Annotated in this window: 24 protein-coding genes; 13 read left to right on the top strand and 11 right to left on the bottom strand. The window is 61.2% G+C overall.

Translation table 11 applies throughout. The features are described from left to right. Positions 1–184: 184 nt before the first annotated feature. Both speB and H7995_RS18020 read left to right on the top strand, forming a co-directional pair. Positions 185–1,135, top strand: a complete 951-nt coding sequence (gene speB / locus H7995_RS18025; protein WP_166590547.1) for an agmatinase — start codon at positions 185–187, stop codon at positions 1,133–1,135. A 297-nt stretch (positions 1,136–1,432) separates the two neighbouring features. Further along, positions 1,433–2,812, top strand: a complete 1,380-nt coding sequence (locus H7995_RS18020) for a sodium:solute symporter family protein (protein WP_166590548.1) — start codon at positions 1,433–1,435, stop codon at positions 2,810–2,812. 238 nt (positions 2,813–3,050) lie between these two features. Here H7995_RS18020 and H7995_RS28720 read toward each other — a convergent pair whose 3' ends face one another. From H7995_RS28720 to H7995_RS18010, 3 genes are all read right to left on the bottom strand, one after another. Next, complete coding sequence (locus H7995_RS28720; RefSeq protein WP_256562504.1) at positions 3,051–3,179, bottom strand: PA1414 family protein; 129 nt, start codon at positions 3,177–3,179, stop codon at positions 3,051–3,053. 203 nt (positions 3,180–3,382) lie between these two features. Continuing rightward, positions 3,383–4,315 carry a DMT family transporter gene (locus H7995_RS18015; RefSeq protein ID WP_166590549.1) on the bottom strand — a complete coding sequence of 311 codons (933 nt, stop codon included), beginning with the start codon at positions 4,313–4,315 and terminating at the stop codon, positions 3,383–3,385. 200 nt (positions 4,316–4,515) lie between these two features. After that, positions 4,516–5,352, bottom strand: coding sequence for a CvfB family protein (locus H7995_RS18010; RefSeq protein WP_095170932.1), 837 nt, complete (start codon positions 5,350–5,352; stop codon positions 4,516–4,518). Between the two features lie 351 nt (positions 5,353–5,703). Here H7995_RS18010 and H7995_RS18005 point away from each other — a divergent pair, with 351 nt between their 5' ends. The 3 genes from H7995_RS18005 (at position 5,704) to H7995_RS17995 (ending at position 7,625) form a co-directional block, all read left to right on the top strand. Then, a complete protein-coding gene (locus H7995_RS18005; RefSeq protein ID WP_030131898.1) occupies positions 5,704–5,892 on the top strand; it encodes a hypothetical protein in 189 nt (62 codons plus the stop codon). A 92-nt stretch (positions 5,893–5,984) separates the two neighbouring features. Beyond that, positions 5,985–6,701, top strand: a complete 717-nt coding sequence (locus tag H7995_RS18000) for a TorF family putative porin (protein WP_166590550.1) — start codon at positions 5,985–5,987, stop codon at positions 6,699–6,701. A gap of 66 nt (positions 6,702–6,767) precedes the next feature. Then, positions 6,768–7,625, top strand: a complete 858-nt coding sequence (locus H7995_RS17995) for a DUF6279 family lipoprotein (RefSeq protein ID WP_166590551.1) — start codon at positions 6,768–6,770, stop codon at positions 7,623–7,625. A 29-nt stretch (positions 7,626–7,654) separates the two neighbouring features. Here the strand turns inward: H7995_RS17995 and H7995_RS17990 are convergent, their stop codons facing one another. Next, positions 7,655–8,047 (bottom strand): transcriptional regulator, encoded by a 393-nt coding sequence (locus H7995_RS17990; protein WP_182343832.1) that lies wholly within the window; start codon positions 8,045–8,047, stop codon positions 7,655–7,657. Positions 8,048–8,248: 201 nt separating this feature from the next. On the opposite strand from H7995_RS17990, the gene H7995_RS17985 reads away from it, so the two are divergent. After that, the gene (locus H7995_RS17985; protein WP_185818697.1) at positions 8,249–8,980 is read left to right on the top strand and encodes a DUF899 domain-containing protein; all 732 of its coding nucleotides are present in this window, start codon (positions 8,249–8,251) and stop codon (positions 8,978–8,980) included. A 73-nt stretch (positions 8,981–9,053) separates the two neighbouring features. Next, entirely contained in the window at positions 9,054–9,329 is a 276-nt protein-coding gene (locus H7995_RS17980; protein ID WP_185818696.1) for a hypothetical protein, read from the top strand. Between the two features lie 71 nt (positions 9,330–9,400). Here the strand turns inward: H7995_RS17980 and H7995_RS17975 are convergent, their stop codons facing one another. Next, positions 9,401–10,747, bottom strand: a complete 1,347-nt coding sequence (locus tag H7995_RS17975) for a DEAD/DEAH box helicase (protein ID WP_095080400.1) — start codon at positions 10,745–10,747, stop codon at positions 9,401–9,403. A 194-nt stretch (positions 10,748–10,941) separates the two neighbouring features. Here H7995_RS17975 and H7995_RS17970 point away from each other — a divergent pair, with 194 nt between their 5' ends. Further along, positions 10,942–12,240 carry a mechanosensitive ion channel family protein gene (locus H7995_RS17970; protein ID WP_166590555.1) on the top strand — a complete coding sequence of 433 codons (1,299 nt, stop codon included), beginning with the start codon at positions 10,942–10,944 and terminating at the stop codon, positions 12,238–12,240. Between the two features lie 9 nt (positions 12,241–12,249). Here H7995_RS17970 and H7995_RS17965 read toward each other — a convergent pair whose 3' ends face one another. From H7995_RS17965 to H7995_RS17955, 3 genes are all read right to left on the bottom strand, one after another. Next, positions 12,250–13,116: a carboxylate/amino acid/amine transporter gene (locus H7995_RS17965; protein WP_166590556.1), complete on the bottom strand. Its 867-nt coding sequence runs from the start codon at positions 13,114–13,116 to the stop codon at positions 12,250–12,252. 280 nt (positions 13,117–13,396) lie between these two features. Beyond that, complete coding sequence (locus H7995_RS17960) at positions 13,397–13,996, bottom strand: FMN-dependent NADH-azoreductase (RefSeq protein ID WP_185818695.1); 600 nt, start codon at positions 13,994–13,996, stop codon at positions 13,397–13,399. Between the two features lie 150 nt (positions 13,997–14,146). Continuing rightward, positions 14,147–14,461, bottom strand: coding sequence for a 3-phosphoglycerate kinase (locus tag H7995_RS17955; protein WP_166592110.1), 315 nt, complete (start codon positions 14,459–14,461; stop codon positions 14,147–14,149). A 49-nt stretch (positions 14,462–14,510) separates the two neighbouring features. Here H7995_RS17955 and H7995_RS17950 point away from each other — a divergent pair, with 49 nt between their 5' ends. The 5 genes from H7995_RS17950 (at position 14,511) to aqpZ (ending at position 19,718) form a co-directional block, all read left to right on the top strand. Beyond that, positions 14,511–15,434: a PA3225 family LysR-type transcriptional regulator gene (locus H7995_RS17950; protein WP_166592111.1), complete on the top strand. Its 924-nt coding sequence runs from the start codon at positions 14,511–14,513 to the stop codon at positions 15,432–15,434. Between the two features lie 14 nt (positions 15,435–15,448). Next, positions 15,449–16,252, top strand: a complete 804-nt coding sequence (locus H7995_RS17945) for an alpha/beta fold hydrolase (protein WP_166592112.1) — start codon at positions 15,449–15,451, stop codon at positions 16,250–16,252. A gap of 3 nt (positions 16,253–16,255) precedes the next feature. Continuing rightward, positions 16,256–16,819 (top strand): peptidylprolyl isomerase, encoded by a 564-nt coding sequence (locus H7995_RS17940; protein ID WP_166592113.1) that lies wholly within the window; start codon positions 16,256–16,258, stop codon positions 16,817–16,819. An 87-nt stretch (positions 16,820–16,906) separates the two neighbouring features. Beyond that, positions 16,907–18,739, top strand: a complete 1,833-nt coding sequence (locus tag H7995_RS17935) for an ABC transporter ATP-binding protein (protein ID WP_166592114.1) — start codon at positions 16,907–16,909, stop codon at positions 18,737–18,739. Between the two features lie 280 nt (positions 18,740–19,019). Continuing rightward, a complete protein-coding gene (aqpZ, locus tag H7995_RS17930) occupies positions 19,020–19,718 on the top strand; it encodes an aquaporin Z (RefSeq protein ID WP_095170905.1) in 699 nt (232 codons plus the stop codon). A gap of 19 nt (positions 19,719–19,737) precedes the next feature. On the opposite strand, the gene H7995_RS17925 is transcribed toward aqpZ, so the two are convergent. From H7995_RS17925 to H7995_RS17915, 3 genes are all read right to left on the bottom strand, one after another. Beyond that, positions 19,738–20,862 (bottom strand): GNAT family N-acetyltransferase, encoded by a 1,125-nt coding sequence (locus H7995_RS17925; protein ID WP_166592115.1) that lies wholly within the window; start codon positions 20,860–20,862, stop codon positions 19,738–19,740. Positions 20,863–21,009: 147 nt separating this feature from the next. After that, complete coding sequence (locus H7995_RS17920) at positions 21,010–22,353, bottom strand: OprO/OprP family phosphate-selective porin (protein WP_185818694.1); 1,344 nt, start codon at positions 22,351–22,353, stop codon at positions 21,010–21,012. A gap of 272 nt (positions 22,354–22,625) precedes the next feature. Then, positions 22,626–23,747 (bottom strand): beta-ketoacyl-ACP synthase III, encoded by a 1,122-nt coding sequence (locus H7995_RS17915; RefSeq protein WP_166592117.1) that lies wholly within the window; start codon positions 23,745–23,747, stop codon positions 22,626–22,628. Positions 23,748–23,813: the final 66 nt, after the last annotated feature.

The raw sequence follows: 23,813 nt of genomic DNA, 5'->3' as shown, positions 1-23,813 counted from the left end.
TTTGCGTTAGGCGCGAAGTCTATCGCCCCCGTCAGCATTAGTTTAGAAAAATCTGAACTAAGTATTTGCCGGTAGCGATTCTTCTGCGCCACTCCATTTCGCAGAATCCGCCCAACAGGTGCCCGTGCATTCCCGATGCGCTGGGTAACCCCATAAATAAAACAAAGACGATGAGGCCATACCCGTGGACAAAATTCTTCACCAACCACTGGGCGGCAACGAAATGCCGCGCTTCGGCGGCATCGCCACCATGATGCGACTCCCCCACTTGCAATCCGCTGCCGGCCTGGACGCTGCCTTCATTGGCATCCCGCTGGACATCGGCACCTCGCTGCGCGCCGGCACCCGCTTCGGGCCACGGGAAATCCGCGCCGAATCGGTGATGATCCGTCCGTACAACATGGCCACCGGTGCCGCACCGTTCGACTCGCTGTCGGTCGCCGACATCGGCGACGTGGCAATCAACACCTTCAACCTGCTGGATGCCGTGCGCATCATCGAAGAGTCCTACGACGAGATCCTCGAACACGACGTGATCCCGCTGACCCTCGGTGGCGACCACACCATCACCCTGCCGATCCTGCGGGCCATCCACAAGAAGCACGGCAAGGTCGGCCTGGTGCACATCGACGCCCACGCCGATGTCAACGATCACATGTTCGGCGAGAAGATCGCCCACGGCACCACCTTCCGTCGCGCCGTCGAAGAAGGCCTGCTGGACTGCGACCGTGTGGTGCAGATCGGCCTGCGCGCCCAGGGCTATACCGCGGAAGACTTCAATTGGAGCCGCAAACAGGGGTTCCGTGTGGTCCAGGCCGAAGAGTGCTGGCACCAGTCCCTGGCGCCGCTGATGGCCGAAGTCCGGGAAAAGGTTGGCGGTGGTCCGGTGTACCTGAGCTTCGACATCGACGGCATCGATCCGGCCTGGGCCCCTGGTACCGGCACCCCGGAAATCGGTGGCCTGACCACCATCCAGGCGATTGAAATCGTCCGCGGCTGCCAGGGCCTCGACCTGATCGGCTGCGATCTGGTAGAAGTCTCGCCGCCGTACGACACCACCGGCAATACCTCGCTGCTGGGCGCCAACCTGCTGTACGAAATGCTCTGCGTACTGCCGGGCGTGGCCCATCGCTGAGGATCGGACCAAGCCCCCACGGGATCAGGCTTTCAAGGCTGCCGCCGACCCGGTGGCAGCCTTTGCCTGAACCGCTCGCGCGGCCTATCAGCTGCGGTGGGACAGGGGCGCCTGGAGCGACGCGTTAACCAGAAGGCCATTGGCTGGCCTGCCATGAAGATTAATCCGCCATGCCGCAAGGGCATGGCGGTGCGGGGTACACCGGTCATGCAGCAAATCGCCTGACTCACGCACAGCCTTGCGCCAACACATTGATTTTTGCCTCACCATAAAAAAGACAATCGGAGACACGCCATCATGGCTTTAGATTTATTCGTCGTACTCATCTACGCCGCCGCGATGCTGATACTGGGCTACTACGGCATGCGCAAAGCCAAGACCAACGAGGACTTCCTGGTCGCCGGCCGCAACCTCGGTCCGAGCCTGTACATGGGCACCATGGCTGCCACCGTCCTGGGCGGCGCGTCCACCGTGGGCACCGTGCGCCTGGGTTATGTGCACGGCATCTCCGGCTTCTGGCTGTGCGCGGCACTGGGCTGCGGGATCGTGGCGCTGAACCTGTTCCTCGCCAAGCCGCTGCTCAAGCTGAAGATCTATACCGTTACCCAGGTCCTGGAAAAACGCTACAACCCGATGGCCCGCACCGCGAGCGCGGTGATCATGCTGGCGTACGCACTGATGATCGGCGTGACCTCGATCCTGGCGATCGGCACCGTGCTGCAAGTGCTGTTCGACCTGCCGTTCTGGGTTTCGGTGCTGCTCGGCGGTGGTGTGGTGGTGGTCTACTCGGCCATCGGCGGCATGTGGTCGCTGACCCTGACCGACATCGTCCAGTTCATCATCAAGACCGTGGGCCTGATGTTCATCCTGTTGCCGATCTGCCTGTACCGCGTCGGCGGCTGGGACGAACTGGTGATGAAACTGCCGGCGTCGAACTTCAGCTTCACGACCATCGGCTGGGACACGATCATCACCTACTTCATGATCTACTTCTTCGGCATCCTGATCGGTCAGGACATCTGGCAGCGCGTGTTCACCGTGCGCACCGCCAAAGTCGCCCAATACGCCGGGACCCTGGCCGGGTTCTACTGCATCCTCTACGGCCTGGCCTGCGCCCTGATCGGCATGGCGGCACACGTACTGATTCCGGACCTGGACAACGTCAACAACGCCTTCGCCGCCATCGTCAAACTGTCGCTGCCTGACGGTATCCGTGGCCTGGTGATTGCCGCAGCCCTGGCCGCCATGATGTCCACCGCCAGCGCCGGCCTGCTTGCCGCCGCCACGACCCTGACCGAGGACCTGCTGCCGAAACTGCGCGGTGGCAAACAGTCGAGCCTGAAGATGAACCGCCTGTTCACGGCGCTGACCGGGATTGCCGTTCTGGGCATCGCCCTGGTGGTGAATGACGTGATCAGCGCCCTGACCCTGGCCTACAACCTGCTGGTGGGCGGCATGTTGGTTCCGCTGATCGGGGCGATTTTCTGGAAACGCGCTACCACCGCCGGCGCCATCGCCAGCATGGGCCTGGGCTTCGTCACTGCCCTGGTGTTCATGTTCAAGGATGGCCTGGATGCCAACACGCCGATCTACTACAGCCTGGCGGTCGGCCTGGTGAGCTTCGTGGTGGTCAGCCTGGCGTCCCGTCGCCCGGCCACCCTGGCCAACGCGATCTGACCTCAGGTCAGACGCCGTACACCTTTCTTCGGCGGGTGCAGCGTCGGTCGCTGCATCCGTTTTTTTTCGTCTGGAGGAAAGTGTTGTCGAGAGGGGTAACGGGTATCGGGAGAGGAGTTTGTAATCAGCTGCCGGCGTGCCTGCAGGGGATGGGGCCGCAGACGCGGGATCTGCGGCGGACAGCTTGCACCAGCGGCGCAGGCGAATGCAGCCTGCGGCAGCTGCTACAACATGCGCTTTACCGGCGGCGCGGTTGGCGACGGCGTTGTTCGTCGTCAGTGCGAATAGGCACGGGTTGCAGAGGTGGTTCGATCAAACCTAGCGCGACACCGAGGTCATGGAGCCAGTTTTGCAATTTCTCTTTCATGGTGCCCCCCTTCAGGGTAATGCCGAGCGACCGGGTTCTGTAGACGCTTCATACAGATAGTAGTCCGAACTCCTACGCAATGCTCGTCTCAGTTCGCAAAGATCTGTTACCGAATTGATCCAAATCAACCCCATCGCCCGCCTTTGCACCTTAGCCCCCACTGCATCTGCCAGCCAGGCAGTCGGGCTGCGGGGGACGCCGGCTCAGTCTTGCCCAAGGGCTTTGCGCAAACGCCGACGAACCCACTGTTCGGCGCTGACAAAGGTGATGCCCAGCAACACCAGCACCGCGCCGATGACAAAGTTGAGGGTCAGTTGTTCGCCGAGCAACAGCACGCCGAACGTGACGCCGAACAACGGCGTCATGAACGAAAACACCGCCAGATTGGCCGCCAGGTAGCGGCGCAACAACCAGAACCAGATCAGGTAACTGCAGAAAGACACCACCAGCCCCTGGAACAGCACGCTGGTGATTGCCACACCCGTCAGGCTGACGTGGGTCACCTGGCCACTGAGCACGGCGATCAGCAGCAGGCCGAAGAAACCGACGATCAATTGATAGAACAGGGTCAGGGTCACCGGCGCTTCAGACAGGCGAGAAGCCCGCACCACCACCGTGGTCGCGCCCCAGGCGGCACCGGCCAATACACCGAGCGCATCGCCCAGCAGCATGCGCCGGTCCAGGTTGTCCCAGGACACGCCCCCGGCAAACGCCACGCCGATCCCGATGAAGGCCAGCAGGATCCCCAGCCATTGCACCGCCCGCAGGCGCTCGCTGGGCAACAGCCAGTGCACGCCCAGCGCGGTAAAGATCGGTGCGGTGTAGAGGAACACCGACATGTGGGCGGCGGTGGTCAGCTGCAGGCCTTCGGAAATGAACAGGAACTCCAGGCCGAACAGGCTGCCGGCCAGCAAGCCGCCGCGCCAGGTCGCACTGACCTGATCCCAGCCGCCTTTCCAGCAGATCAGCAACCCCACCAGCAGCGCCGAGATCCCCGAGCGACCGGCCGCCTGCATCACTGGCGCGATATCCGCGGCCGCCCACTTGATCATCACCTGCTGGATGCCCCACACCAGGCACAGGCCAAACATCACTTGCAGGGCAAAGCCATCGACGCTGCGCCGAGTGGCAATCATCAGGCAACCTCACACAGGGTCGAGGACATGGCAGTTACTCGAAAACAATGGTGCGATGAACCAATGAACACATGTAGGAGCGAGCCTGCTCGCGATGATCGTCAACGAATACGCAATACTTCCTGAAACTACGCGCAATATTTGAGTTCATCGCGAGCAAGCTCGCTCCTACATCATCAAGCCATCACCCGGTTTGAGGGTCAGCTCAGTTCAATACGGTCCGGGTGAATGACAATCTGGCCGTTCTTGTAGAGCGCGCCGATCGCCTTCTTGAAGTTGCCCTTGCTGACACCGAACAGGCTGCTGATCAGTGCCGGGTCGCTCTTGTCGCTGACCGGCAAGGTGCCGTTGTTGTCACGCAACTTGGCGAGGATCTTCGAGTTCAGGCTGGTGGCAGCCTCTTCACCGACCGGCTGCAGGCTCAGGCTGATCTTGCCATCGGCCCGCACTTCCTTGATGAAACCCTTCTCTTCCTTGCCGGCGCGCATGAACTTGAAGATTTCGTTCTTGTGGATCAGGCCCCAGTGCTTGTTGTTGATGATCGCCTTGAAGCCCATGTCGGTCGCCTCGGCCACCAACAGGTCAACTTCCTGGCCGGGCGTGTAGTTGGCCGGGGTTTTGTCCAGGTAGCGATCCAGGCGCGCGGTCGCGGTGATACGACGGGTGTGCTTGTCGAGGTAGACATGCACCACGCAGTACTCTCCGGCGGTCATCTGGCGTTTTTCTTCGGAATACGGCAGCAACAGGTCCTTGGGCAGGCCCCAGTCGAGAAACACGCCGATGCTGTTGACCTCAACCACTTTCAGACTGGCAAATTCACCGACCTGAACTTTCGGTTTTTCTGTGGTGGCAATGAGTTTGTCATCGCTGTCCAGATAAACAAATACGTTGAGCCAGTCTTCATCTTCGCTGGGAATATCTTTTGGAATATAACGATTGGGCAACAGGATTTCGCCATCCGCGCCGCCGTCCAGATATAAACCGAAGTTAGTGTGTTTAACCACTTGCAAACTGTTGTAGCGCCCGACTAAAGCCATTTCCAATACCCTCATTGCGTGGGCGGCATTCTACCCGTTTTTGCCGTCGCCGTTGGGTGGCCGCAGGACCGGCTGTGAAATTTCCGCTGCAAGGTGCGATTTTCCTGGGGTTGAGCGGACCGTTCGGCCCCGCTCGTCAGGCCGGTTAGGCCTTCGTCACGGTCGACAAACGGTCAGGCGGGCGCTCTTGATCACTCAGGTTGTTATTTAAAACAGTGGCTTAGGGGAATATTCACAACTGCAACTTTGTATTCACCGAGCGTGCGCCCTGGTTATTCCAGAGGATATTTACCAAGCAATTGTCAAGTATTTCCTGTACGATGCCTGGCCAAGTTAATTTTCTACAGGTTAATGGCCGCCATGCGCGTAAAAGCATCCAACAGCAAAGCAAAGCCAGCTCCAGCCGTTGAAACCAGCGAATCGATCAACGACCAGATTGCTGCCTTCCTCAAGTCCGGTGGCGAGATCCAGCAAATTGCCAAAGGCGTCAGCGGCCAGACATTCGGCCCGTCCAAGCAGATCACCCTGGGCAAAAAGTAATACCCCCGCGCGTCACCCTGGTCCCTAAGCGCTTTGGATATCGAAGCGCTAGGACTGGAACACTCCCCGCAGTACCCGTAACCTCCCCCCCTATGTTCAAACCGACGATTTTCCTGATCAGCCTGCTGGCTTGCATGCACGCCGACGCGCAGATATTCCAGCGCGAACTCGGAGACTACGACCTCAAGCTGGGTACCAGCCCGAGCCGCAGCATGGCCCAGGGCCTGGTCAAGCCGTCCAGCAGCGGGTCCTTCCATGGCGGCCTGGACCTGAGCCACGACAGTGGCTGGTATGTCGGCCAATGGACACCGAGCATGGGCCTGTCGCCGAGCAGCAACCTGGAAGTCGACTCCTACCTGGGCTTCAAGCAACCCTTCGACCAGACCCTGGGTTATGAAGTGGGCATGATCCACTACAGCTACCCGCAACTGGACACCCTCGACAGCCAGGAGTTTTTCGGTGGCCTGACCCTGCTCGGCAGCCGCTTCGGCGCGGCCTTCAGCAACGACCCCGACCGGCGCAACAGCACACTGTTTGCCAACCTCAGCGGTAACGAACCCTTCGGCATCGGGCTCAGCCTCAAGTACACCAGCCACCGGCTCAACAGCCCGGTGTCGATCGCCGATGGCGCTTACATCTCCACCTTCAACGACTGGTCGGTCAAGCTGTCGCGGCCGTGGTTGGGCATCGACCTGAACCTGATCTACAGTGATTCAAACCTCAATGGCAGCGCGTGCAGCGCCTATTCCGGGCACAACAGCCAATGCGACGGCCTGCTGACCTTCAAGGCCGAACGCTCGTTCTATTGATGAGCTGAACTGCCGCCCGGTTTGTGCGTTCAGATACCAGGACAACACCTTCGCAAGGATTGGCCCATGACGCGCTGGTTGCACCACCTGAGTCTGCTCCTGAGCCTGTGCCTGGCACTGACGGCCTGCAACCGCGTAGACCTGGCCTATCGCAACCTCGACATGCTGATTCCCTGGACGCTCGACGACTACCTGGACATGAACAGCCAGCAGAAGGACTGGCTCGACGAACGCCTCAAGCAACACCTGAGCTGGCACTGCTCGACCCAATTGCCGGGTTACCTCGATTGGTTGAGTGGGCTGCAGCAGATGATCGCCAGTAATGAGGTCAGCGAAGATGCCTTGCAACGTCGCACCCTGGAGGCCAGGCAGGCCATCGCCCAGACCGCCCGGCAAATCACCCCCTCGGCCGTTGAGCTGTTGCAGGGCATGAGTGATCAACAGGTCAAGGGGATGAACCAGGTCTTCGCCAAAGACTTGCGCGAACACCGGGACAAATACCTCAAACCACCACTGGCCCAGCAGATCCGCCAACGCGGCGAACGCATGGACAAGCGCCTGAGCGACTGGCTGGGGCCCCTCAATCCAGCACAGAAAGAACGCGTGACGGCCTGGTCCACCGCGCTCGGCGAGCAGAACCAGCAATGGATCGCCAACCGCGCCCATTGGCAGGCGCAATTCAGCGCTGCCATGGCGCAACGCCAGAGCACAGATTTTGCCCCGCGGATCGAAGCCCTGCTGGTGGACCGCGAAAGCCTGTGGACCCCCGCTTACCGCCAGGCCTTCAGCGACACCGAAGCCCAGGCCCGCAGCCTGCTTGTCGACCTGATGGACCAGAGCAGCGCCAATCAGCGTCAGCGTCTGGTGCAGAAGATCGACAAGCTGCGCAGCAACCTCCAGGCCCTGAAGTGTCTAAGGACCTGAGGTAGGGTTGCCCCTGCGCCAACGGCTCGTCAGGCGATCTGCGCTTTACCGGCCACCTCATCAAAGGTCGCCGGATCCAGTGCATCGGCCTGCTCATCCAACACCTGTCGAGGGTGATCGTTGCCCGGGATGCTGCTGTCGAGCAGGCTCAGCAAGCTCGAACCGCGGGGCGTCAGGATGAAGTTCTCACCATTGCCCCCCTGATCCTCGGGGCGCGATTCGATGAAGCCACGGTCCAGCAGCAGCTTTTCATACTCGGTGGCCGTGACCTTCAGCTCGTCCAGATTGCCGGTCGACTCACCTTCGGCGGCCTTGGCCGCGGCGTGCTGTTCGGCGTAGGGGCGCGGGGTAAAGCTGTGGCCAGCGCTGTTCTGCGCTTCGTGCAACAGCCGTTCGATCAAGTCCCAGTTGTAAGTCGTCATCCTGATTCAACCTCCAAAACTGCCAATGAGAGGGTCTGCATAGGTTGTGACCGGTGCGACCGGTAGCCGTTCAGCCTAGATTTTTGCCACTCCCGACCGACGGTATGTCGAATCGCCCGCGACCAGACGACTAGATGATGCAGGACGGTGCAACCGCGCAGCGCGGATCGACTTTCGCCCCAGCAGGCAGGAGAACACAGCATGCACATTCAAGATCAACCGGTGGTGAACCGGGAGCAATGGCTGGCCGCCCGCCGCCAGCACCTGGCCCACGAAAAGGCCTTCACCCGCGAACGGGACAAGCTCAGCGCCGAGCGACGCGCCCTGCCCTGGGTGAAAATCGACAAGGGTTATCGCTTCCAGGGCGCAACTGGCGAACTGAGCCTGGCCAACCTGTTTGGCGGTCGCAGCCAACTGGTCATCTATCACTTCATGTTCGGCGACGGCTGGGACGAAGGTTGCCCGGGCTGCTCCTTCCTTGCGGACCACATCGACGGCGCCAACCAGCACCTGGCCCACCATGACGTGGCCCTGGTGGCGGTGTCCCACGCGCCGCTGGCACAGTTCCAAGCCTTCAAGCGGCGCATGGGCTGGAAGTTCGACTGGCTGTCATCAGAAGGTTGCGATTTTAACTACGACTTCGGCGTCTCGGCCCGCGCGGAGGAACTAGCGACCGGCACCGCAACCTACAACTACGAAAAGTCCGATGGCGCCGAAGAAGAACTCCCCGGCCTCAGTGTGTTTTATCGCAATGAAGCCGGCGAGATTTTCCACACCTACTCCACCTACGCCCGTGGCCTGGACTTATTGGTAGGCGCCTACAACTACCTGGACCTGACGCCCAAGGGACGCAATGAGGACCCGATCATGGATTGGGTGCGCCATCACGATCGCTATGAGGAGAAAGCTGGCACCAGCTGTTGCCACTCATGACAACAGGCTGAACTTTTCCCTGGCGCAGGCCCTCAACCGGGTAACCGTATAACGGCAACCAGAGGCCACTGCCATGAACCGCCTGCTGAAAATGACCTTGATCGCCACACTGTGCAGCGCCCTGCCCGCCTGGGCCTGCACGCCTGAAGAAGCCACGGCCAAACGAGAGCAACTGGCCCAGCGAGTGGCCACGCTCACCGAGCAGAACCCGACCAAGGCCAAGGAGATCAACGACGAGTTACAGAAAATGGACCTGGGCACCGCCGCCGCGGACCTGCCGGACAAGTGCCAGTTGATTGACCAGCGGCTCAAGGAGCTGGATACGGCAGAGAAAAAGGTCGACGGTTGATCCCGCAAGCCGTTGCGACAGTGCAAAAAAAACCCGGACCAGGTCCGGGTTTTGGCGATCAGCGCAGTGCGTTATTCCGCCGCTGGCGCTTCCGGCTTGCGGCGCTTGAGCGGGGCCATGCCGTCCTTGCTGACCAGCGACAGGGCGTCGGTCTTCGGCCGGTTGGCGATCTTGCGTTTGGTCGGTGCCTTGGCGGCTGACTTCTTCTTGTCACCCTTGGCGTCGGTCTTTTTCTTCTTCACGCCAACGGCCTTGCCCGAAGCCTTGACCTTTTTCGGTCCGCCGTAGGTGCCTTTGACTTCCTTGATGGTGCGGCGCTCGAAGCTCTGCTTGAGGTAGCGCTCGATGCTCGACATCAGGTTCCAGTCGCCGTGGCAGATCAGCGAGATCGCCAGGCCATCGTTACCGGCACGCCCGGTACGGCCGATACGGTGCACGTATTCGTCGCCGCTGCGTGGCATGTCGAAGTTGATCACCAGGTCCAGGCCGTCCACGTCCAGGCCGCGAGCGGCTACGTCGGTGGCCACCAGGATCTTCACCCCGCCCTGCTTCAGACGGTCGATCGCCAGCTTGCGGTCCTTCTGGTCTTTCTCACCGTGCAAGACAAACGCCTTGTACTCCTGCGCCACCAGGCGGCCGTAGATACGGTCGGCCATGGCCCGGGTGTTGGTGAAGACGATGGCCTTCTGGTAGGTCTCGTTGGCCAGCAGCCAGTTGACGATCTGCTCTTTGTGCTGATTGTGGTCAGCGGTGATGATTTGCTGACGGGTGGTGGCGTTCAGCTGGCTGACCGCATTGAGCTGCAGGTGCTCAGGGTTGTTCAGCACCTTGGCGATCATCTCGCGCAGGCCCGAACCGCCGGTGGTGGCCGAGAACAGCATGGTCTGCTGACGGTTGGTGCACTCGTCGACCAGGCGCTGGACGTCTTCGGAAAAGCCCATGTCGAGCATGCGGTCGGCTTCGTCGAGCACCAGCACTTCAACTTCTTTCAAGTCGAGGTTGCCGGCGTTCAGTTGCTCGATCATCCGCCCTGGCGTACCGATCAGGATGTCCGGCACCTTGCGCAACATGGCGGCCTGGACCTTGAAGTCCTCACCGCCGGTGATCAGGCCAGACTTGATGAAGGTGAACTGCGAAAAGCGTTCCACTTCTTTGAGGGTCTGCTGGGCCAGCTCACGGGTCGGCAGCAGGATCAGGGTCTTGATGCTGACACGGACTTTCGCCGGGCCGATCAAGCGGTTGAGGATCGGCAGGACAAATGCAGCGGTCTTGCCGCTACCGGTTTGCGCCGTCACCCGCAGGTCACGCCCTTGCAGCGCGAGCGGGATAGCCGCTGCCTGCACAGGCGTTGGCTCGACAAATTTAAGCTCGGCCACGGCTTTGAGCAGGCGTTCGTGCAGGGCGAATTGGGAAAACACGGGTGCTACCTCGAAGAAATGCAAAAAAACAGCTGCATAGGGTACCGGTTTCGAGCGCTCAGGCCGAGTTTCTTTATGCAAACGGTCGCAAACAGTGGGTATTTTGTTAGCTGTTTTGTCGCAAAACCAAACCCGACACCGCTTAAATGCTCTAATCGGCCCCGTCCTGTCCTACAGAAGAATCGTTTTAGCTTATGGATCTCACACAGCTCTGGCTCAATACCCAAGAACTCTGGACCGCGCTGGAGCAACACCCACGCGTGTACTCCGCCCTGGCGTTGCTGATATTGCTGGCGGTAGCGCTGGTCGTCGGACGAGTGGCGCGCTACCTAATCCTGCACGCCGTCAAATTGCTCGGTCGGCAACCGGCTATGCATTGGCTCAATGACTTGCTCAACAACAAGGTGTTCCACCGCCTGGCCCAGATGACGCCGTCACTGGTGGTTCAGTTCGGCCTCAACCTGATCCCTGAACTGAACAAGATCACCCGCAATTTTCTCGACAACGTGGCCCTGGCGTTCACCATCCTGTTCCTCGTGCTGGCCATCAGCGCCCTGCTCAATGCCCTGCTGGACATCTACGCGCGCACCGAACACGCCCGGACCCGCTCGATCAAAGGCTATGTGCAACTGGCGAAAATGGTGCTGTTCATCTTCGGCGCGATCATCATCGTCGCGACCCTGATCGACCGCTCGCCATTGCTGCTGCTGTCGGGCCTGGGCGCCATGTCGGCGGTGATTTTGTTGGTCTACAAGGACACCCTGCTGTCATTCGTCGCCAGTGTGCAACTGACCAGCAACGACATGCTGCGGGTCGGCGACTGGATTGAAATGCCTCAGGTGGGGGCCGATGGCGATGTGGTGGACATCACCCTGCACACGGTCAAGGTGCAGAACTTCGACAAGACCATCGTCTCGATCCCGACCTGGCGCCTGATGTCAGAGTCTTTCAAGAACTGGCGCGGCATGCAGGCCGCCGGCGGGCGTAGGATCAAGCGCAGCCTGTTCATCGATGCCAGCGGCGTGCGTTTCATCACCGATGACGAAGAGCAGCGCTTGAGCAATATCCACCTGCTCACCGACTACATGACGCGCAAGCAGGCCGAACTCAAGGCCTGGAACGAGGCCCAGGGCAACGTCGCGGTGATGTCAGCCAACCGCCGGCGGATGACCAACATCGGCACCTTCCGCGCCTACGCGCTGGCCTACCTGAAGAGCCATGCGCATATCCAGCCGAACATGACCTGCATGGTCCGCCAGATGCAGACCACTGCCCAAGGCGTGCCGCTGGAAATCTATTGCTTTACCAGCACCACCGCCTGGGCCGATTACGAGCGCATCCAGGGCGACATCTTCGACTACCTGCTGGCAGTGCTGCCGGATTTTGGCCTGAGCCTGTACCAGCAACCCAGCGGCAACGACCTGCGGGCCGGGATCCTGCCGGCGGTGCTGGGGGCCAGTCACATCGCGCCGCTGGAACAACAGCGGGGGTAATGCCCAACCTCAGGTGGCGTTGGCCGGTGGGCGAATGCCCAACCGGCTGATCCACACCGCCGCCACGATCACCAGGCCGCCCAACAGCAGCCGCCCCAGTTCTTCATGCTGGTTCCAGATCAGCAGGTTGAGCAGCAAGCCCACCGGCACGTGCAGGTTGTTCATGACCGCCAGGGTCCCGCCGTTGACCAGGCAGGCACCCTTGTTCCACCAGTACAGGCCCAGCGCCGTGGACACCAGGCCAAGAAACAGCAGCACCGCCCATTGCAGCGGGGCTTCGGGCAGGAAGTTGCTTTTGCCGAACAACAGGAACGCCGGCAACACCACCAGCAAGGCCCCCAGGTAGAAGTAGCCAAACCGTCGGTAGTGCGGCAGGTCGCTGGGGTACCTCGCCACCAGGTGCTTGTACATCACCTGCCCCGCGGCGAAGGTGAAGTTGGCCAGTTGCAGCAGCAAGAAGCCCATGAGGAAGTCCGGGCTGATGCGGTCGTAGCGGATCACGGCGGCACCCAGCACCGCCACCAGCGCTGCCACCAGTGCCCAGGGGTTGAAGCGGCGATTCAGCGCGTCTTCGATCAAGGTCACGTGCAGGGGGGTGAGGACGGTGAACAGCAGCACTTCCGGCACCGTCAGCACACGAAAGCTCAGGTACAGGCAGACGTAGGTCACGCCGAACTGCAAGGCGCCGATCACCAGCATCCCGCGCATGAACGCCGGTTCTACCGAGCGCCAGCGGGTCAGCGGAATGAACACCAGCCCGGCCAGGACCACCCGCACCAGCACCGCAAAGTAGCTGTCGACATGACCGGCCAGGTATTCGCCGATCAGGCTGAAGGAAAACGCCTGGATCAGCGTGACAAAAAGTAGATAGCCCATGCTCGCCTCATTTTTCAATGGCGGCGACGATAGCGGTTTTTAGGGCTGATCGCGAACACCCAACCAACACAAATTTTGTGGAACCAGCAGGCCCTCACAACCGCTACACACTGGCCAGCGGGCAAATGGCGGGCAAAAAAAAGCCCGATCTCGCTAAAGCGTGCAATCGGGCGGGAGCACTCAGGAGCAACAAGTGCAAAGGGAGGTTCGATACGCATGCAACCTTGAAGGGGTACGCCAGCTCACTAGACCACCCAGCGATTATCTGGCGATTAACATATCAAGCGACCTTAGCCAGTTTGGCGTTGGCCTGGTCCAGGCCCTTGGCCTGGAAGTCGCCACCCAGGTTCATGCCTTCGGCATGGATGAAGGTGACATCGTGAATACCGATGAACGCCATGACCTGGCGCAGGTAGGGTTCCTGGTGATCGCTGCTGCTGCCGGCGTAGATCCCGCCGCGAGCGGTCAGCACATAGGCGCGCTTGCCGCTGAGCAAGCCTTGCGGGCCGGTTGCGGTGTACTTGAAGGTGACCCCGGCGCGCAGCACGTGATCGAGCCAGGCCTTGAGGGTGCTGGGGATCGTGAAGTTGTACATCGGCGCGGCCAGCACCAGGACATCGTCGGCCAGCAGTTCGTCGGTCAGCAGGTTGGAACGTTCCAGCGAAGCCTGTTCGATGTCAGTGCGCTGCTCGGCGGGCTTCATCCAGCCACCCAGCAGATTGCCATCCAGGTGCGGGACCGGCTGGCTCGCCAGGTCGCGGACGCTGATCGAGTCGGCCGGATGTGCGGCCTGCCACTGCTCGATAAAGGTCTGGGTCAGTTGACGGGATACCGAGTCTTGCTGGCGGGCACTGCTTTCGATGATCAGAACGCGGGACATGGGATGTAGCCTCCATCGGTGAATGCTGTAAGTCGATGGAGTGGAGAGTAAACAGAGTCATATCGATGAAAAAGCGCAAATAACTGCTACAACCCATCAATAAATTCGTTTATAAGCGAAGCATGCCCAACCGCCTCGTCCCGCAGCCGATCATTTCGGGGTGCAAGTTACCGTGAGGTAGAGCTTGATGATCTTGCGGCTGAACTTGGCCGACAGCTCGGCGCTGCGCCCCGGCTCGATACTGACCCGGCGGGTGCGCGGAGACTCCGGACCGTTGCGAAAGATCACCTTGCAGTCGGCGGCTTTATCGCCGTAGTTGTTCAGGGTGATGGAGCCCATGTCGTAGTCAGTGGCGTAGGTGGTGTAGTCAATCTTCAGGCCATTGAGTTGTTTCTCGACATCGATGGGATAGGCAAACGCACTCAACGGCAACATCGCCAGCAGCACACAACAGATTTTTTTCATTCGGCAGCCTCCAATGGAAGGCGCCAGCTTAGGACAAGAGGAGCCCATCATGAAAGCGCCCCGCGTGACCCTTGATCAATGGCGCACGCTGCAGGCCGTGGTCGACCACGGCGGATTCGCCCAGGCGGCCGAAGTGCTGCACCGCTCGCAATCGTCCGTCAGCTATACCGTGGCGCGCATGCAGGACCAGCTCGGCGTGCCGCTGCTGCGCATCGACGGGCGCAAGGCCGTGCTGACCGAGGCCGGTGGCGTGCTGCTGCGGCGCTCGCGGCAACTGGTCAAACAGGCCAGCCAACTGGAAGACCTGGCCCACCACATGGAGCAAGGCTGGGAGGCTGAGGTGCGGTTGGTGGTCGACGCCGCCTACCCCAGTGCCCGGCTGGTCCGCGCGCTCACCGCGTTCATGCCGCAAAGCCGGGGTTGCCGCGTGCGCCTGCGCGAAGAAGTACTGTCCGGGGTCGAGGAGGTGCTGCTCGAAGGCGTGGCCGACCTGGCCATCTGTGGGTTCAGCATTCCCGGCTACCTTGGGGCGGAGCTCAGTGATGTCGAATTTGTCGCCGTGGCCCACCCCGAGCACTCCTTGCACCGGCTCAACCGCGAGTTGAACTTCCAGGACCTGGAAAGCCAGTTGCAAGTGGTGATCCGCGACTCCGGCCGGCAGCAACCGCGCGACGTCGGCTGGCTGGGTGCCGAGCAGCGCTGGACCGTCGGCAGCCTGGCCACCGCCGCGACCTTCGTCAGCAGCGGCCTGGGTTTTGCCTGGCTGCCCCGGCACCTGATCGAGCGTGAACTCAAGGAAGGCGTGCTCAAGCTGCTACCGTTGGACCAGGGTGGCAGCCGCAACCCTAGCTTCTATCTCTATTCGAACAAGGACAAACCCTTGGGCCCGGCCACGCAGATCCTCATCGAACTGCTGCGCACCTTCGACACCGCGCCGCTGGATGCCCCGTTCGCCGCCCCAGAACAAGCCTGACAAGGAGTTGCGCCATGGCCTATTTCGAGCATGAAGGTTGCACCCTGCACTACGAGGAGTATGGCCACGGTGCACCGTTGCTGCTGGTGCACGGACTGGGGTCGAGCACCCTGGACTGGGAGCAGCAGATTCCCCAGCTCGCGGCACATTACCGAGTGATCGTCCCCGACGTGCGCGGCCATGGCCGTTCCGACAAGCCCCGCGAGCGCTACAGCATTGCCGGCTTCAGCGCCGACCTGGTGGCCTTGATCGAGCACCTCAACCTTGGCCCGGCCCACCTGGTGGGGTTGTCCATGGGCGGGATGATCGGCTTTCAGCTGGCAGTGGATCAACCGGCGCTGCTCAAGAGCCTGTGCATCGTCAACAGCGCCCCCCAGGTCAAGCTACGCAGCGCCGATGATTATTGGCAATGGTTCAAGCGCTGGAGCCTGATGCACGTGCTGAGCCTGGGCACCATTGGCAAAGCCCTGGGTGCCAAGCTGTTCCCCAAGCCGGACCAGGCCGGGCTGCGGCAAAAGATGGCCGAGCGCTGGGCAAAAAACGACAAACGTGCTTATCTCGCCAGCTTCAATGCCATTGTTGGCTGGGGGGTCGAGGAACGACTGTCCCGAGTGACCTGTCCAACCCTGGTCATCAGCGCCGACCGCGACTACACCCCGGTGGCACTCAAGGCGGCCTATGTCAAACTGCTGCCCGATGCGCGCCTGGTGGTGATCGACGATTCCCGCCACGCCACCCCGCTGGACCAGCCACACCGCTTCAACCAAACCCTGCTTGAGTTTTTAACCACAGTCGACACCACTATCCAGGATCACTGACCCATGCTGAAAAAAATCGCCCTCGTGGCCGGCACCGTACTGTTCGCCGCCAACCTGATGGCCGCCGAAGCGACCAAGGCTCCCCACGTACTGCTGGAGACCACCAACGGCCAGATCGAAATCGAACTGGACCCGGTCAAGGCACCGATCAGTACCAAGAACTTCCTTGAGTACGTCGACAGCGGCTTCTACAACAACACCATTTTCCACCGGGTGATCCCGGGCTTCATGGTCCAGGGCGGTGGTTTCACCCAACAGATGGCGCAGAAAGACACCAAGGCACCGATCAAGAACGAAGCCAGCAACGGCCTGCACAACGTACGTGGCACCCTGTCGATGGCCCGCACGTCCAATCCGAACTCGGCCACCAGCCAGTTCTTCATCAACGTTGCCGACAACGACTTCCTCAACCCGGGCCGCGATGCCGGCTACGCGGTCTTCGCCAAAGTGGTCAAGGGCATGGACGTCGTCGACATCATCGTCAACTCGCAAACCACCACCAAACAAGGCATGCAGAACGTGCCGATCGACCCGGTGCTGATCAAGTCGGCCAAGCGCATCGACTAAGCTGTACAGGGCGTCCCGAGCGGCAGCGGATGGTTGATCGCGCCGCTCGCATCAAAACAGGAGAGCCCGCACGCGGGCGTTTGACTGATGCTCTATCGCCGCTTCGAAAAACTCATCGACATCTTCCGTGAAGCCCCGACAGCGGCCCCGCCCGACCGGGTGCTGCCCTTCTATACCTATTACCTGCGCCAAGTCTGGCCCAGCTTCGTCGCGTTGCTGGTGGTGGGCCTGTTTGCCGCGTTGGTCGAGGTGGCGCTGTTCAGCTACCTGAGCCGGATCATCGACCTCGCCCAGGGCACGCCGAATGCCGACTTTTTCAAGGTGCACGGTGCCGAGCTGGCCTGGATGGCCGTGGTGGCCCTGATTCTGCGGCCGGTGTTTGTCGGCCTGCACGACCTGCTGGTGCACCAGACCCTGAGCCCCGGCATGACCAGCATGATCCGCTGGCAGAACCACAGCTACGTGCTCAAGCAGAGCCTGAATTTCTTCCAGAACGACTTCGCCGGACGCATCGCCCAGCGCATCATGCAAACCGGCAACTCATTGCGCGACTCTGCAGTGCAGGCCGTGGATGCGCTGTGGCATGTGCTGATCTATGCCATCAGCTCGCTGGTGCTGTTCGCCGAGGCCGACTGGCGCCTGATGATCCCGTTGCTGACCTGGATCGCCGCCTACATCGCCGCGCTCTGTTACTTCGTCCCCAGGGTCAAGGAGCGCTCGGTGGTGTCGTCCGATGCCCGCTCCAAACTCATGGGGCGGATCGTCGACGGCTACACCAACATCACCACCCTCAAGCTGTTTGCCCACACCAACTTCGAACAGCAGTACGCCCGCGAGGCCATCGCGGAACAGACCGAAAAATCCCAGTTGGCCGGCCGTGTGGTCACCAGCATGGACGTCGTCATCACCACCATGAACGGCCTGTTGATCGTCGGCACCACCGGCCTGGCGTTGTGGCTGTGGACCCAGTCGCTGATCTCGGTGGGAGCGATTGCCCTGGCCACCGGCCTGGTGATCCGCATCGTCAACATGTCGGGCTGGATCATGTGGGTGGTCAACGGCATTTTCGAAAACATCGGCATGGTCCAGGACGGCCTGCAGACCATCGCCCAGCCAATCAGCGTGACCGACCGCGAACCGGCGCCCCGCCTGGAAGTGACGCGTGGCGAAGTGCGCTTCGAGCATGTGGCGTTCCACTACGGCAAAAAAAGCGGAATCATCAGCGACCTCAACCTGGTCATCAAGCCCGGTGAGAAGATCGGCCTGATCGGCCCTTCGGGCGCGGGTAAATCGACCCTGGTCAACCTGCTGCTGCGCCTGTACGACGTGCAGGGCGGACAGATCCTGATCGACGGCCAGAACATCGCCCACGTCGCCCAGGAAAGCCTGCGCGAGCGCATTGGCATGATCACCCAGGACACCTCGCTGCTGCACCGCTCGATCCGCGACAACCTGCTCTACGGCAAACCCGACGCCACCGACGCCGAACTCTGGGAAGCGGCGCACAAGGCCCGGGCCGATGAATTCATCCCGCTGCTGTCCGACGCCGAAGGGCGCACCGGCTTCGATGCCCACGTCGGTGAACGCGGGGTGAAACTGTCCGGCGGCCAGCGCCAGCGGATCGCCATCGCCCGGGTGCTGCTCAAGGACGCCCCGATCCTGATCATGGACGAAGCGACCTCAGCCCTGGACTCGGAAGTCGAAGCCGCGATCCAGGAAAGCCTGGAAACCCTGATGCAGGGCAAGACCGTGATCGCCATCGCCCACCGCCTCTCCACCATCGCCCGCATGGACCGCCTGGTGGTCCTGGAAAACGGCCAGATCGCCGAAAGCGGCAGCCACGCCCAATTGCTCGCCCACGGAGGACTGTATGCACGCCTGTGGCAGCACCAGACCGGTGGTTTTGTCGGCATCGATTGAAATCGTAGCGAGCGGAGTCTGCTCGCGATGGTCATCAATGATGACGCCCGTGGCCTGACACCCCGTCGTGCTCTCTGGCTTTTCGCGAGCAGGCTCGCTCCCACAAAGGCTGCTCGATATGCCCCCACGAGCCCCCAGAGCCCCTCGCTCAGGGCCTCTGACGCTCCCCCGAACTGGCATTCCAGAAAAATCCTGCTTCACTCAGCAAAGGTTCTGGAGATGGTTCTGTAGTCCATCTGCAGAGGCACACGGCAGCGTTAACTCGAAAGGGCACACTCTCATGTCTCTGTTAAAACGATCGGCTACAGAGTTGGTAGGTACGTTCTGGCTGGTGTTGGGTGGTTGCGGCAGTGCGGTGCTGGCGGCGGGTTTTCCCGAGGTGGGCATCGGCCTGCTGGGGGTGTCCCTGGCGTTTGGCCTGACGGTGCTGACCATGGCCTTTGCCATCGGCCACATCTCCGGTTGCCACCTCAACCCGGCGGTATCCCTCGGACTGGTGGTCGGCGGGCGCTTCCCGGCCAAGGAGCTGCCGGCCTACGTCATCGCCCAGGTGCTCGGCGGCATCATCGCCGCGGCCCTGCTCTACTTCATCGCCAGTGGCAAACCCGGCTTCGAGCTGGCCAGCGGCCTGGCTTCCAACGGCTACGGTGAGCACTCCCCCGGCGGCTACTCGATGGCCGCAGGGTTTGTCACGGAACTGGTGATGACCGCGATGTTCATCCTGATCATCCTCGGTGCCACCGACAAACGTGCCCCCGCAGGCTTTGCTCCGATCGCCATCGGCCTGGCACTGACCCTGATTCACCTGATCTCGATCCCGGTCACCAACACCTCAGTCAACCCGGCACGCAGCACCGGACCGGCGCTGATTGTCGGCGGCTGGGCGATCCAGCAACTGTGGCTGTTCTGGCTGGCGCCGCTGCTGGGCGCGGTGATTGGCGGCGTGGTCTATCGCTGGCTGGGCAAAGAAGACAACTGAGCGGCGTGCGGCGCGAAGATCAGCCTTGTCGATAAGGCAAGGCGCTCTTCGCTTCCTCGGCATACCCCAGGACCCCGACGCGCTCGCGCGCCAGGAAGTCCTGCACCGCGGACTTGAGCCCAGGGTGACGCAAGTAATGCCAGGAGTGGGTGATCACCGGTTCAAAACCACGAATCAGCTTGTGTTCGCCCTGGGCACCGGCATCAAAGCGCTGGAAACCGTTGGCAATCGCATAGTCCATGCCCTGATAGAAGCAGGTCTCGAAGTGCAAACGGTCGAACTCCGCCAGGCAGCCCCAATAGCGGCCATAAAAACGATCGCCGCCCACCAGGCTGAACGCCATGGCCACCGGCCGCGAACCTTGCTTGGCCAACACCACACGAATCGCTTGCGGCATACGCTCGGCCAGCAGGCTGAAAAACGCCCGGGTCAGGTAGGGTGACTGCCGGCGCACCGCGTAGGTATTGGCGTAGCAGGCATAGACAAAATCCCACTGTGCCTGGTCCAGTTGCTGACCCTCCAGCCATTCAAACTCGATGCCCTGCCCCGCCACCTGCTCGCGCTCCTTGCGCATCTGCTTGCGCTTGCGCGAACTGAGCACATCGAGAAAATCCTGGAAGTCCCGGTAACCGCGGTTCTGCCAGTGATACTGACAGCCAACGCGCTGCAACCAGCCCGGCTGCTGGGCCAGGGCGGCGTCGGTAAAGGCATCGGTGAAATTGATATGGGCGCTGGAGAGTTCTTCGATCTCCAGATAGCCCGGCAAGCTCTTGAGCAACTCAACACCGTCCTGCCCATCGGCCACGAGCAAACGCGGACCGCTGACCGGACTGAACGGCACGGCGCTCAACAGTTTGGGGTAATAGGTGATTCCCGCACGCTCACAGGCATCGGCCCAGGCATGGTCGAACACGTACTCGCCATAGGAATGCCATTTGCGGTAACTGGGCAACGCCGCCAGCAGGCGACCGTCTTCGATGTGCAACAGGTGTTCCGGCTGCCAGCCCGAGTGCGGGCCGAGGCTGCCACTGTCTTCCAGGCTGCTGAGAAAAGCATGGCGCAGGAACGGCTGAGTGTCAGGCACTAGCGCGTCCCACTCTGGCGGCGCAATGGCGGACAGACTGTCCAAAACATGTAACGGCATTCTGTTCCCCACAGGCACGACCTCAAGACCTGCCGAGTATCGCCCATCCCCGAGGCTTGCCGGAATAAAAAAAACCCCGCCGAGGCGGGGTGAAACGAAAGGAGCTTTAACGGATGAAGTAAGAGCTCATGCTGCGGGTATTGCGATTTAGAACACGTATTGCGCGCGCACTACAAAACCGTCGCCGCTGTCATCGCCAGTGCGTTGTGCCGGGGTCGAACCGCTGGCTGCAGTGGCGTTGGTGACCTTCTCGGTCTTGGCGTTGAGGTAGGCCGCGGAGATTTTCACCGCTTCGTTGGCGTACCAGTTGACGCCCAGGGTGTGCACCTTGGCTTCGGCATCGCCGACGTCACGGGTCAGGGTGGCGGTGGTGATGTTGTCGTCTTCGACGGTCAGGCTGTCGTAGCGATAGAACACTTCCCAGGCACCCACCGACTTGTTGGCCGGCTTGATCGCGTCGAACTTGCCGACTTTATAGCCGCGGGACTCGCCCGTCAGGGTGTAGGCGCCCTGTACGTAGAAGCCGTGGCCCTTGATGTCTTCATAAGCGCTGCTGTCAGCCTTGGTCTTGCGGGTGATGTATTCACCCTGGATCGAGGCGGGGCCCATGGCGAACGCGGCTTCCAGGCCCAATGCGTCGTCACGGTCGAAGGAACCGGCTGGCGAAGAGGAACTGCCACCCAGCACCGGACGGTTGCCGTTGCTGCCCGCATCGTTGCCGCCCAGGGTTTCCACGCCACGCATGCCCATCCGGGTGCGATAACGGGAGTCGAAGGCTGTATCCGAGACATCGCGGGATGCCAGGTTCAGACCGAAGTGCAGGACATTGCCGGCTTCGTGCATTGGGGCGAAGACGAAGCGCCCGTTGACCTGCTTGACGCTGTTGCCATCGGTGTCGTCGGTGTCCTTGCTGAACACGCCGGCGGAGGCGTAGAACGACTCGGCAAAGGTGCTGGAGGCTTGCAGGCCCAGGCCATTCTGGTGAACGTTGGCCCAGTCGACCATGTCATAGGCCATGTTGCGCTCTGGCGCGGTAACCCACTTGGAGCTGGTGGCTTTTTCCAGGCCGAAGTCCGGGTCAAAGCGGCCGACCTTGATCGACACCGGCTTGAAGCCGTTGTAGGCCAGGGACGCTTCGTCGAAGTAACCGTTGTCGGAGTCGCCGGCGTTATGGGAGAAGTCGTAGCTGATGGTGTAGGCCCAATCGGTGTAGAGCACACCGGACAGCTCCAGGAAGGCGCGACGGAAGTAGGCCGCATCCGCCGTGTCACCATTTTTGGTGTAGATGCCGTCGAACTGGCTGTAGTCCGCTTGCAGGCGGCCACCCAGTTTGAAGCTGAATTCTTTATCGGTGGTTGCGACCTCGAGGCCGCCCTTGGTCTTGACTACGATATCAGCGCCGTCAGAGGTGACGGTGCCAGCGAAAGCCTGGGCGGTCACTGCCATGGCCAGTGCGCTGGCAGCAAAACCGGCGAAGTGCTTACGGATCATCGAAGAGTTCCCCTAATTGGTGGTCTAAAGCTGGAAACACGCGGTTCAGGCCCGCTTGTGTTGGGAGGGAATCTTGGCGAGGGCGTATTGCAGGCAAGTTGCCATTAGATAAAGATTTGATGACAACGGAACTTTTTTACTTCGAATCGAAATAAATCTGCTACGCGTCGTCGAGCGGGCTGAAAGCCGCGAGATAGAGGGATTACGAGGGAGGAAAAGCGACAGCCTGCGGCGCAACCGCAGGCTGTGAGGGGTGTTTTGCTAACGCAGGATCAGCGTTTGCGCAGGATTACGCTGCCAATCGAGTAACCGGCGCCGAAGGAGCTGAGCACCGCCAGGGAGCCGGCAGGCAGATCATCCTGATGCTTGTGAAAAGCAATCACCGAACCGGCCGAACTGGTGTTGGCATAGGTGTCGAGGATCACCGGTGCCTCTTCTTCCGTGGCTTCACGGCCCAGCAGTTTCTTGACGATCAGGTGGTTCATGCTGAGGTTGGCCTGGTGCAGCCAGAAACGCTTGACGTCGCTGACGTTCAGGCTGTTCTCCTGCAGGTGAGTGCCCACCAGTTCCGCAACCATCGGGCACACGTCACGGAACACCTTGCGGCCTTCCTGGACGAACAGCTTGTCGCGGGCACCGATGCCCTCTTCCGCGGCGCGGTTGAGAAAACCGAAATTGTTGCGGATGTTGTTGGAGAACTTGGTCAACAGCTTGGTGCTGACCACGTCGAACTGGTACGGGGAGGTCGCCAGGTCAGCACGCTCGATGATCACCGCCGTCGCGGCATCGCCGAAGATGAAGTGGCTGTCGCGGTCACGGAAGTTCAGGTGACCGGTGCAGACTTCCGGGTTGACCATCAGGATGGCCCGGGCCTGGCCCAGTTGCACACTGTTGGCGGCGGCCTGGATGCCAAAGGTGGCCGAGGAGCAGGCCACGTTCATGTCAAAACCGAACCCCTGGATGCCGAGGGCTTCCTGGACTTCGATGGCGATGGCCGGGTAGGCGCGCTGCAGGTTGGAGCAGGCGACGATCACCCCGTCGATGTCCGCGGCGGTCTTGCCGGCACGCTGCAGGGCTTGTTCGGCAGCGCCGATGGCCATCTGGCAGAGCACCGACCATTCGTCGTTGGAGCGCTCAGGCAGGCGTGGTGCCATGCGCGCGGGGTCGAGAATGCCTTCCTTGTCCATGACAAAGCGGCTCTTGATCCCGGAAGCTTTTTCGATAAAGGCAGCGCTGGACTCGGTCAGCGCCTCGACTTCGCCACGCTCGATGGCCTGGGCGTTGTCGGCATTGAACTGGGCGACGTAAGTATTGAAAGACTGCACCAGCTCTTCGTTGGAGATGCTGTTGGCCGGGGTGTACAGGCCGGTGCCGCTGATGACGACGTTATGCATGCTCGTTTCTCTAATCTGTTCAGGCAGAAAGCATTGGCACCGACGTACCAATACATAAAGGGTCTA

The sequence above is a fragment of the Pseudomonas kielensis genome (assembly GCF_014236655.1).
Classification (GTDB): Bacteria; Pseudomonadota; Gammaproteobacteria; order Pseudomonadales; family Pseudomonadaceae; genus Aquipseudomonas; species Aquipseudomonas kielensis.
Note: the sequence above shows the minus strand (reverse complement) of the source record. Positions and strands in the feature narration are given on the sequence as shown.

What these genes read in the sequence shown, in the direction of transcription:
- H7995_RS18020 (WP_166590548.1), top strand. Translation starts at nt 1,433, where the DNA reads ATGGCTTTAGATTTATTCGTCGTACTCATCTACGCCGCCGCGATGCTG.
- H7995_RS28720 (WP_256562504.1), bottom strand. Translation starts at nt 3,179, where the DNA reads ATGAAAGAGAAATTGCAAAACTGGCTCCATGACCTCGGTGTCGCGCTA.
- H7995_RS18015 (WP_166590549.1), bottom strand. Translation starts at nt 4,315, where the DNA reads ATGATTGCCACTCGGCGCAGCGTCGATGGCTTTGCCCTGCAAGTGATG.
- H7995_RS18010 (WP_095170932.1), bottom strand. Translation starts at nt 5,352, where the DNA reads ATGGCTTTAGTCGGGCGCTACAACAGTTTGCAAGTGGTTAAACACACT.
- H7995_RS18005 (WP_030131898.1), top strand. Translation starts at nt 5,704, where the DNA reads ATGGCCGCCATGCGCGTAAAAGCATCCAACAGCAAAGCAAAGCCAGCT.
- H7995_RS18000 (WP_166590550.1), top strand. Translation starts at nt 5,985, where the DNA reads ATGTTCAAACCGACGATTTTCCTGATCAGCCTGCTGGCTTGCATGCAC.
- H7995_RS17995 (WP_166590551.1), top strand. Translation starts at nt 6,768, where the DNA reads ATGACGCGCTGGTTGCACCACCTGAGTCTGCTCCTGAGCCTGTGCCTG.
- H7995_RS17990 (WP_182343832.1), bottom strand. Translation starts at nt 8,047, where the DNA reads ATGACGACTTACAACTGGGACTTGATCGAACGGCTGTTGCACGAAGCG.
- H7995_RS17985 (WP_185818697.1), top strand. Translation starts at nt 8,249, where the DNA reads ATGCACATTCAAGATCAACCGGTGGTGAACCGGGAGCAATGGCTGGCC.
- H7995_RS17980 (WP_185818696.1), top strand. Translation starts at nt 9,054, where the DNA reads ATGAACCGCCTGCTGAAAATGACCTTGATCGCCACACTGTGCAGCGCC.
- H7995_RS17970 (WP_166590555.1), top strand. Translation starts at nt 10,942, where the DNA reads ATGGATCTCACACAGCTCTGGCTCAATACCCAAGAACTCTGGACCGCG.
- H7995_RS17965 (WP_166590556.1), bottom strand. Translation starts at nt 13,116, where the DNA reads ATGGGCTATCTACTTTTTGTCACGCTGATCCAGGCGTTTTCCTTCAGC.
- H7995_RS17960 (WP_185818695.1), bottom strand. Translation starts at nt 13,996, where the DNA reads ATGTCCCGCGTTCTGATCATCGAAAGCAGTGCCCGCCAGCAAGACTCG.
- H7995_RS17955 (WP_166592110.1), bottom strand. Translation starts at nt 14,461, where the DNA reads ATGAAAAAAATCTGTTGTGTGCTGCTGGCGATGTTGCCGTTGAGTGCG.
- H7995_RS17950 (WP_166592111.1), top strand. Translation starts at nt 14,511, where the DNA reads ATGAAAGCGCCCCGCGTGACCCTTGATCAATGGCGCACGCTGCAGGCC.
- H7995_RS17945 (WP_166592112.1), top strand. Translation starts at nt 15,449, where the DNA reads ATGGCCTATTTCGAGCATGAAGGTTGCACCCTGCACTACGAGGAGTAT.
- H7995_RS17940 (WP_166592113.1), top strand. Translation starts at nt 16,256, where the DNA reads ATGCTGAAAAAAATCGCCCTCGTGGCCGGCACCGTACTGTTCGCCGCC.
- H7995_RS17935 (WP_166592114.1), top strand. Translation starts at nt 16,907, where the DNA reads ATGCTCTATCGCCGCTTCGAAAAACTCATCGACATCTTCCGTGAAGCC.
- aqpZ (WP_095170905.1), top strand. Translation starts at nt 19,020, where the DNA reads ATGTCTCTGTTAAAACGATCGGCTACAGAGTTGGTAGGTACGTTCTGG.
- H7995_RS17925 (WP_166592115.1), bottom strand. Translation starts at nt 20,862, where the DNA reads ATGCCGTTACATGTTTTGGACAGTCTGTCCGCCATTGCGCCGCCAGAG.
- H7995_RS17920 (WP_185818694.1), bottom strand. Translation starts at nt 22,353, where the DNA reads ATGATCCGTAAGCACTTCGCCGGTTTTGCTGCCAGCGCACTGGCCATG.
- H7995_RS17915 (WP_166592117.1), bottom strand. Translation starts at nt 23,747, where the DNA reads ATGCATAACGTCGTCATCAGCGGCACCGGCCTGTACACCCCGGCCAAC.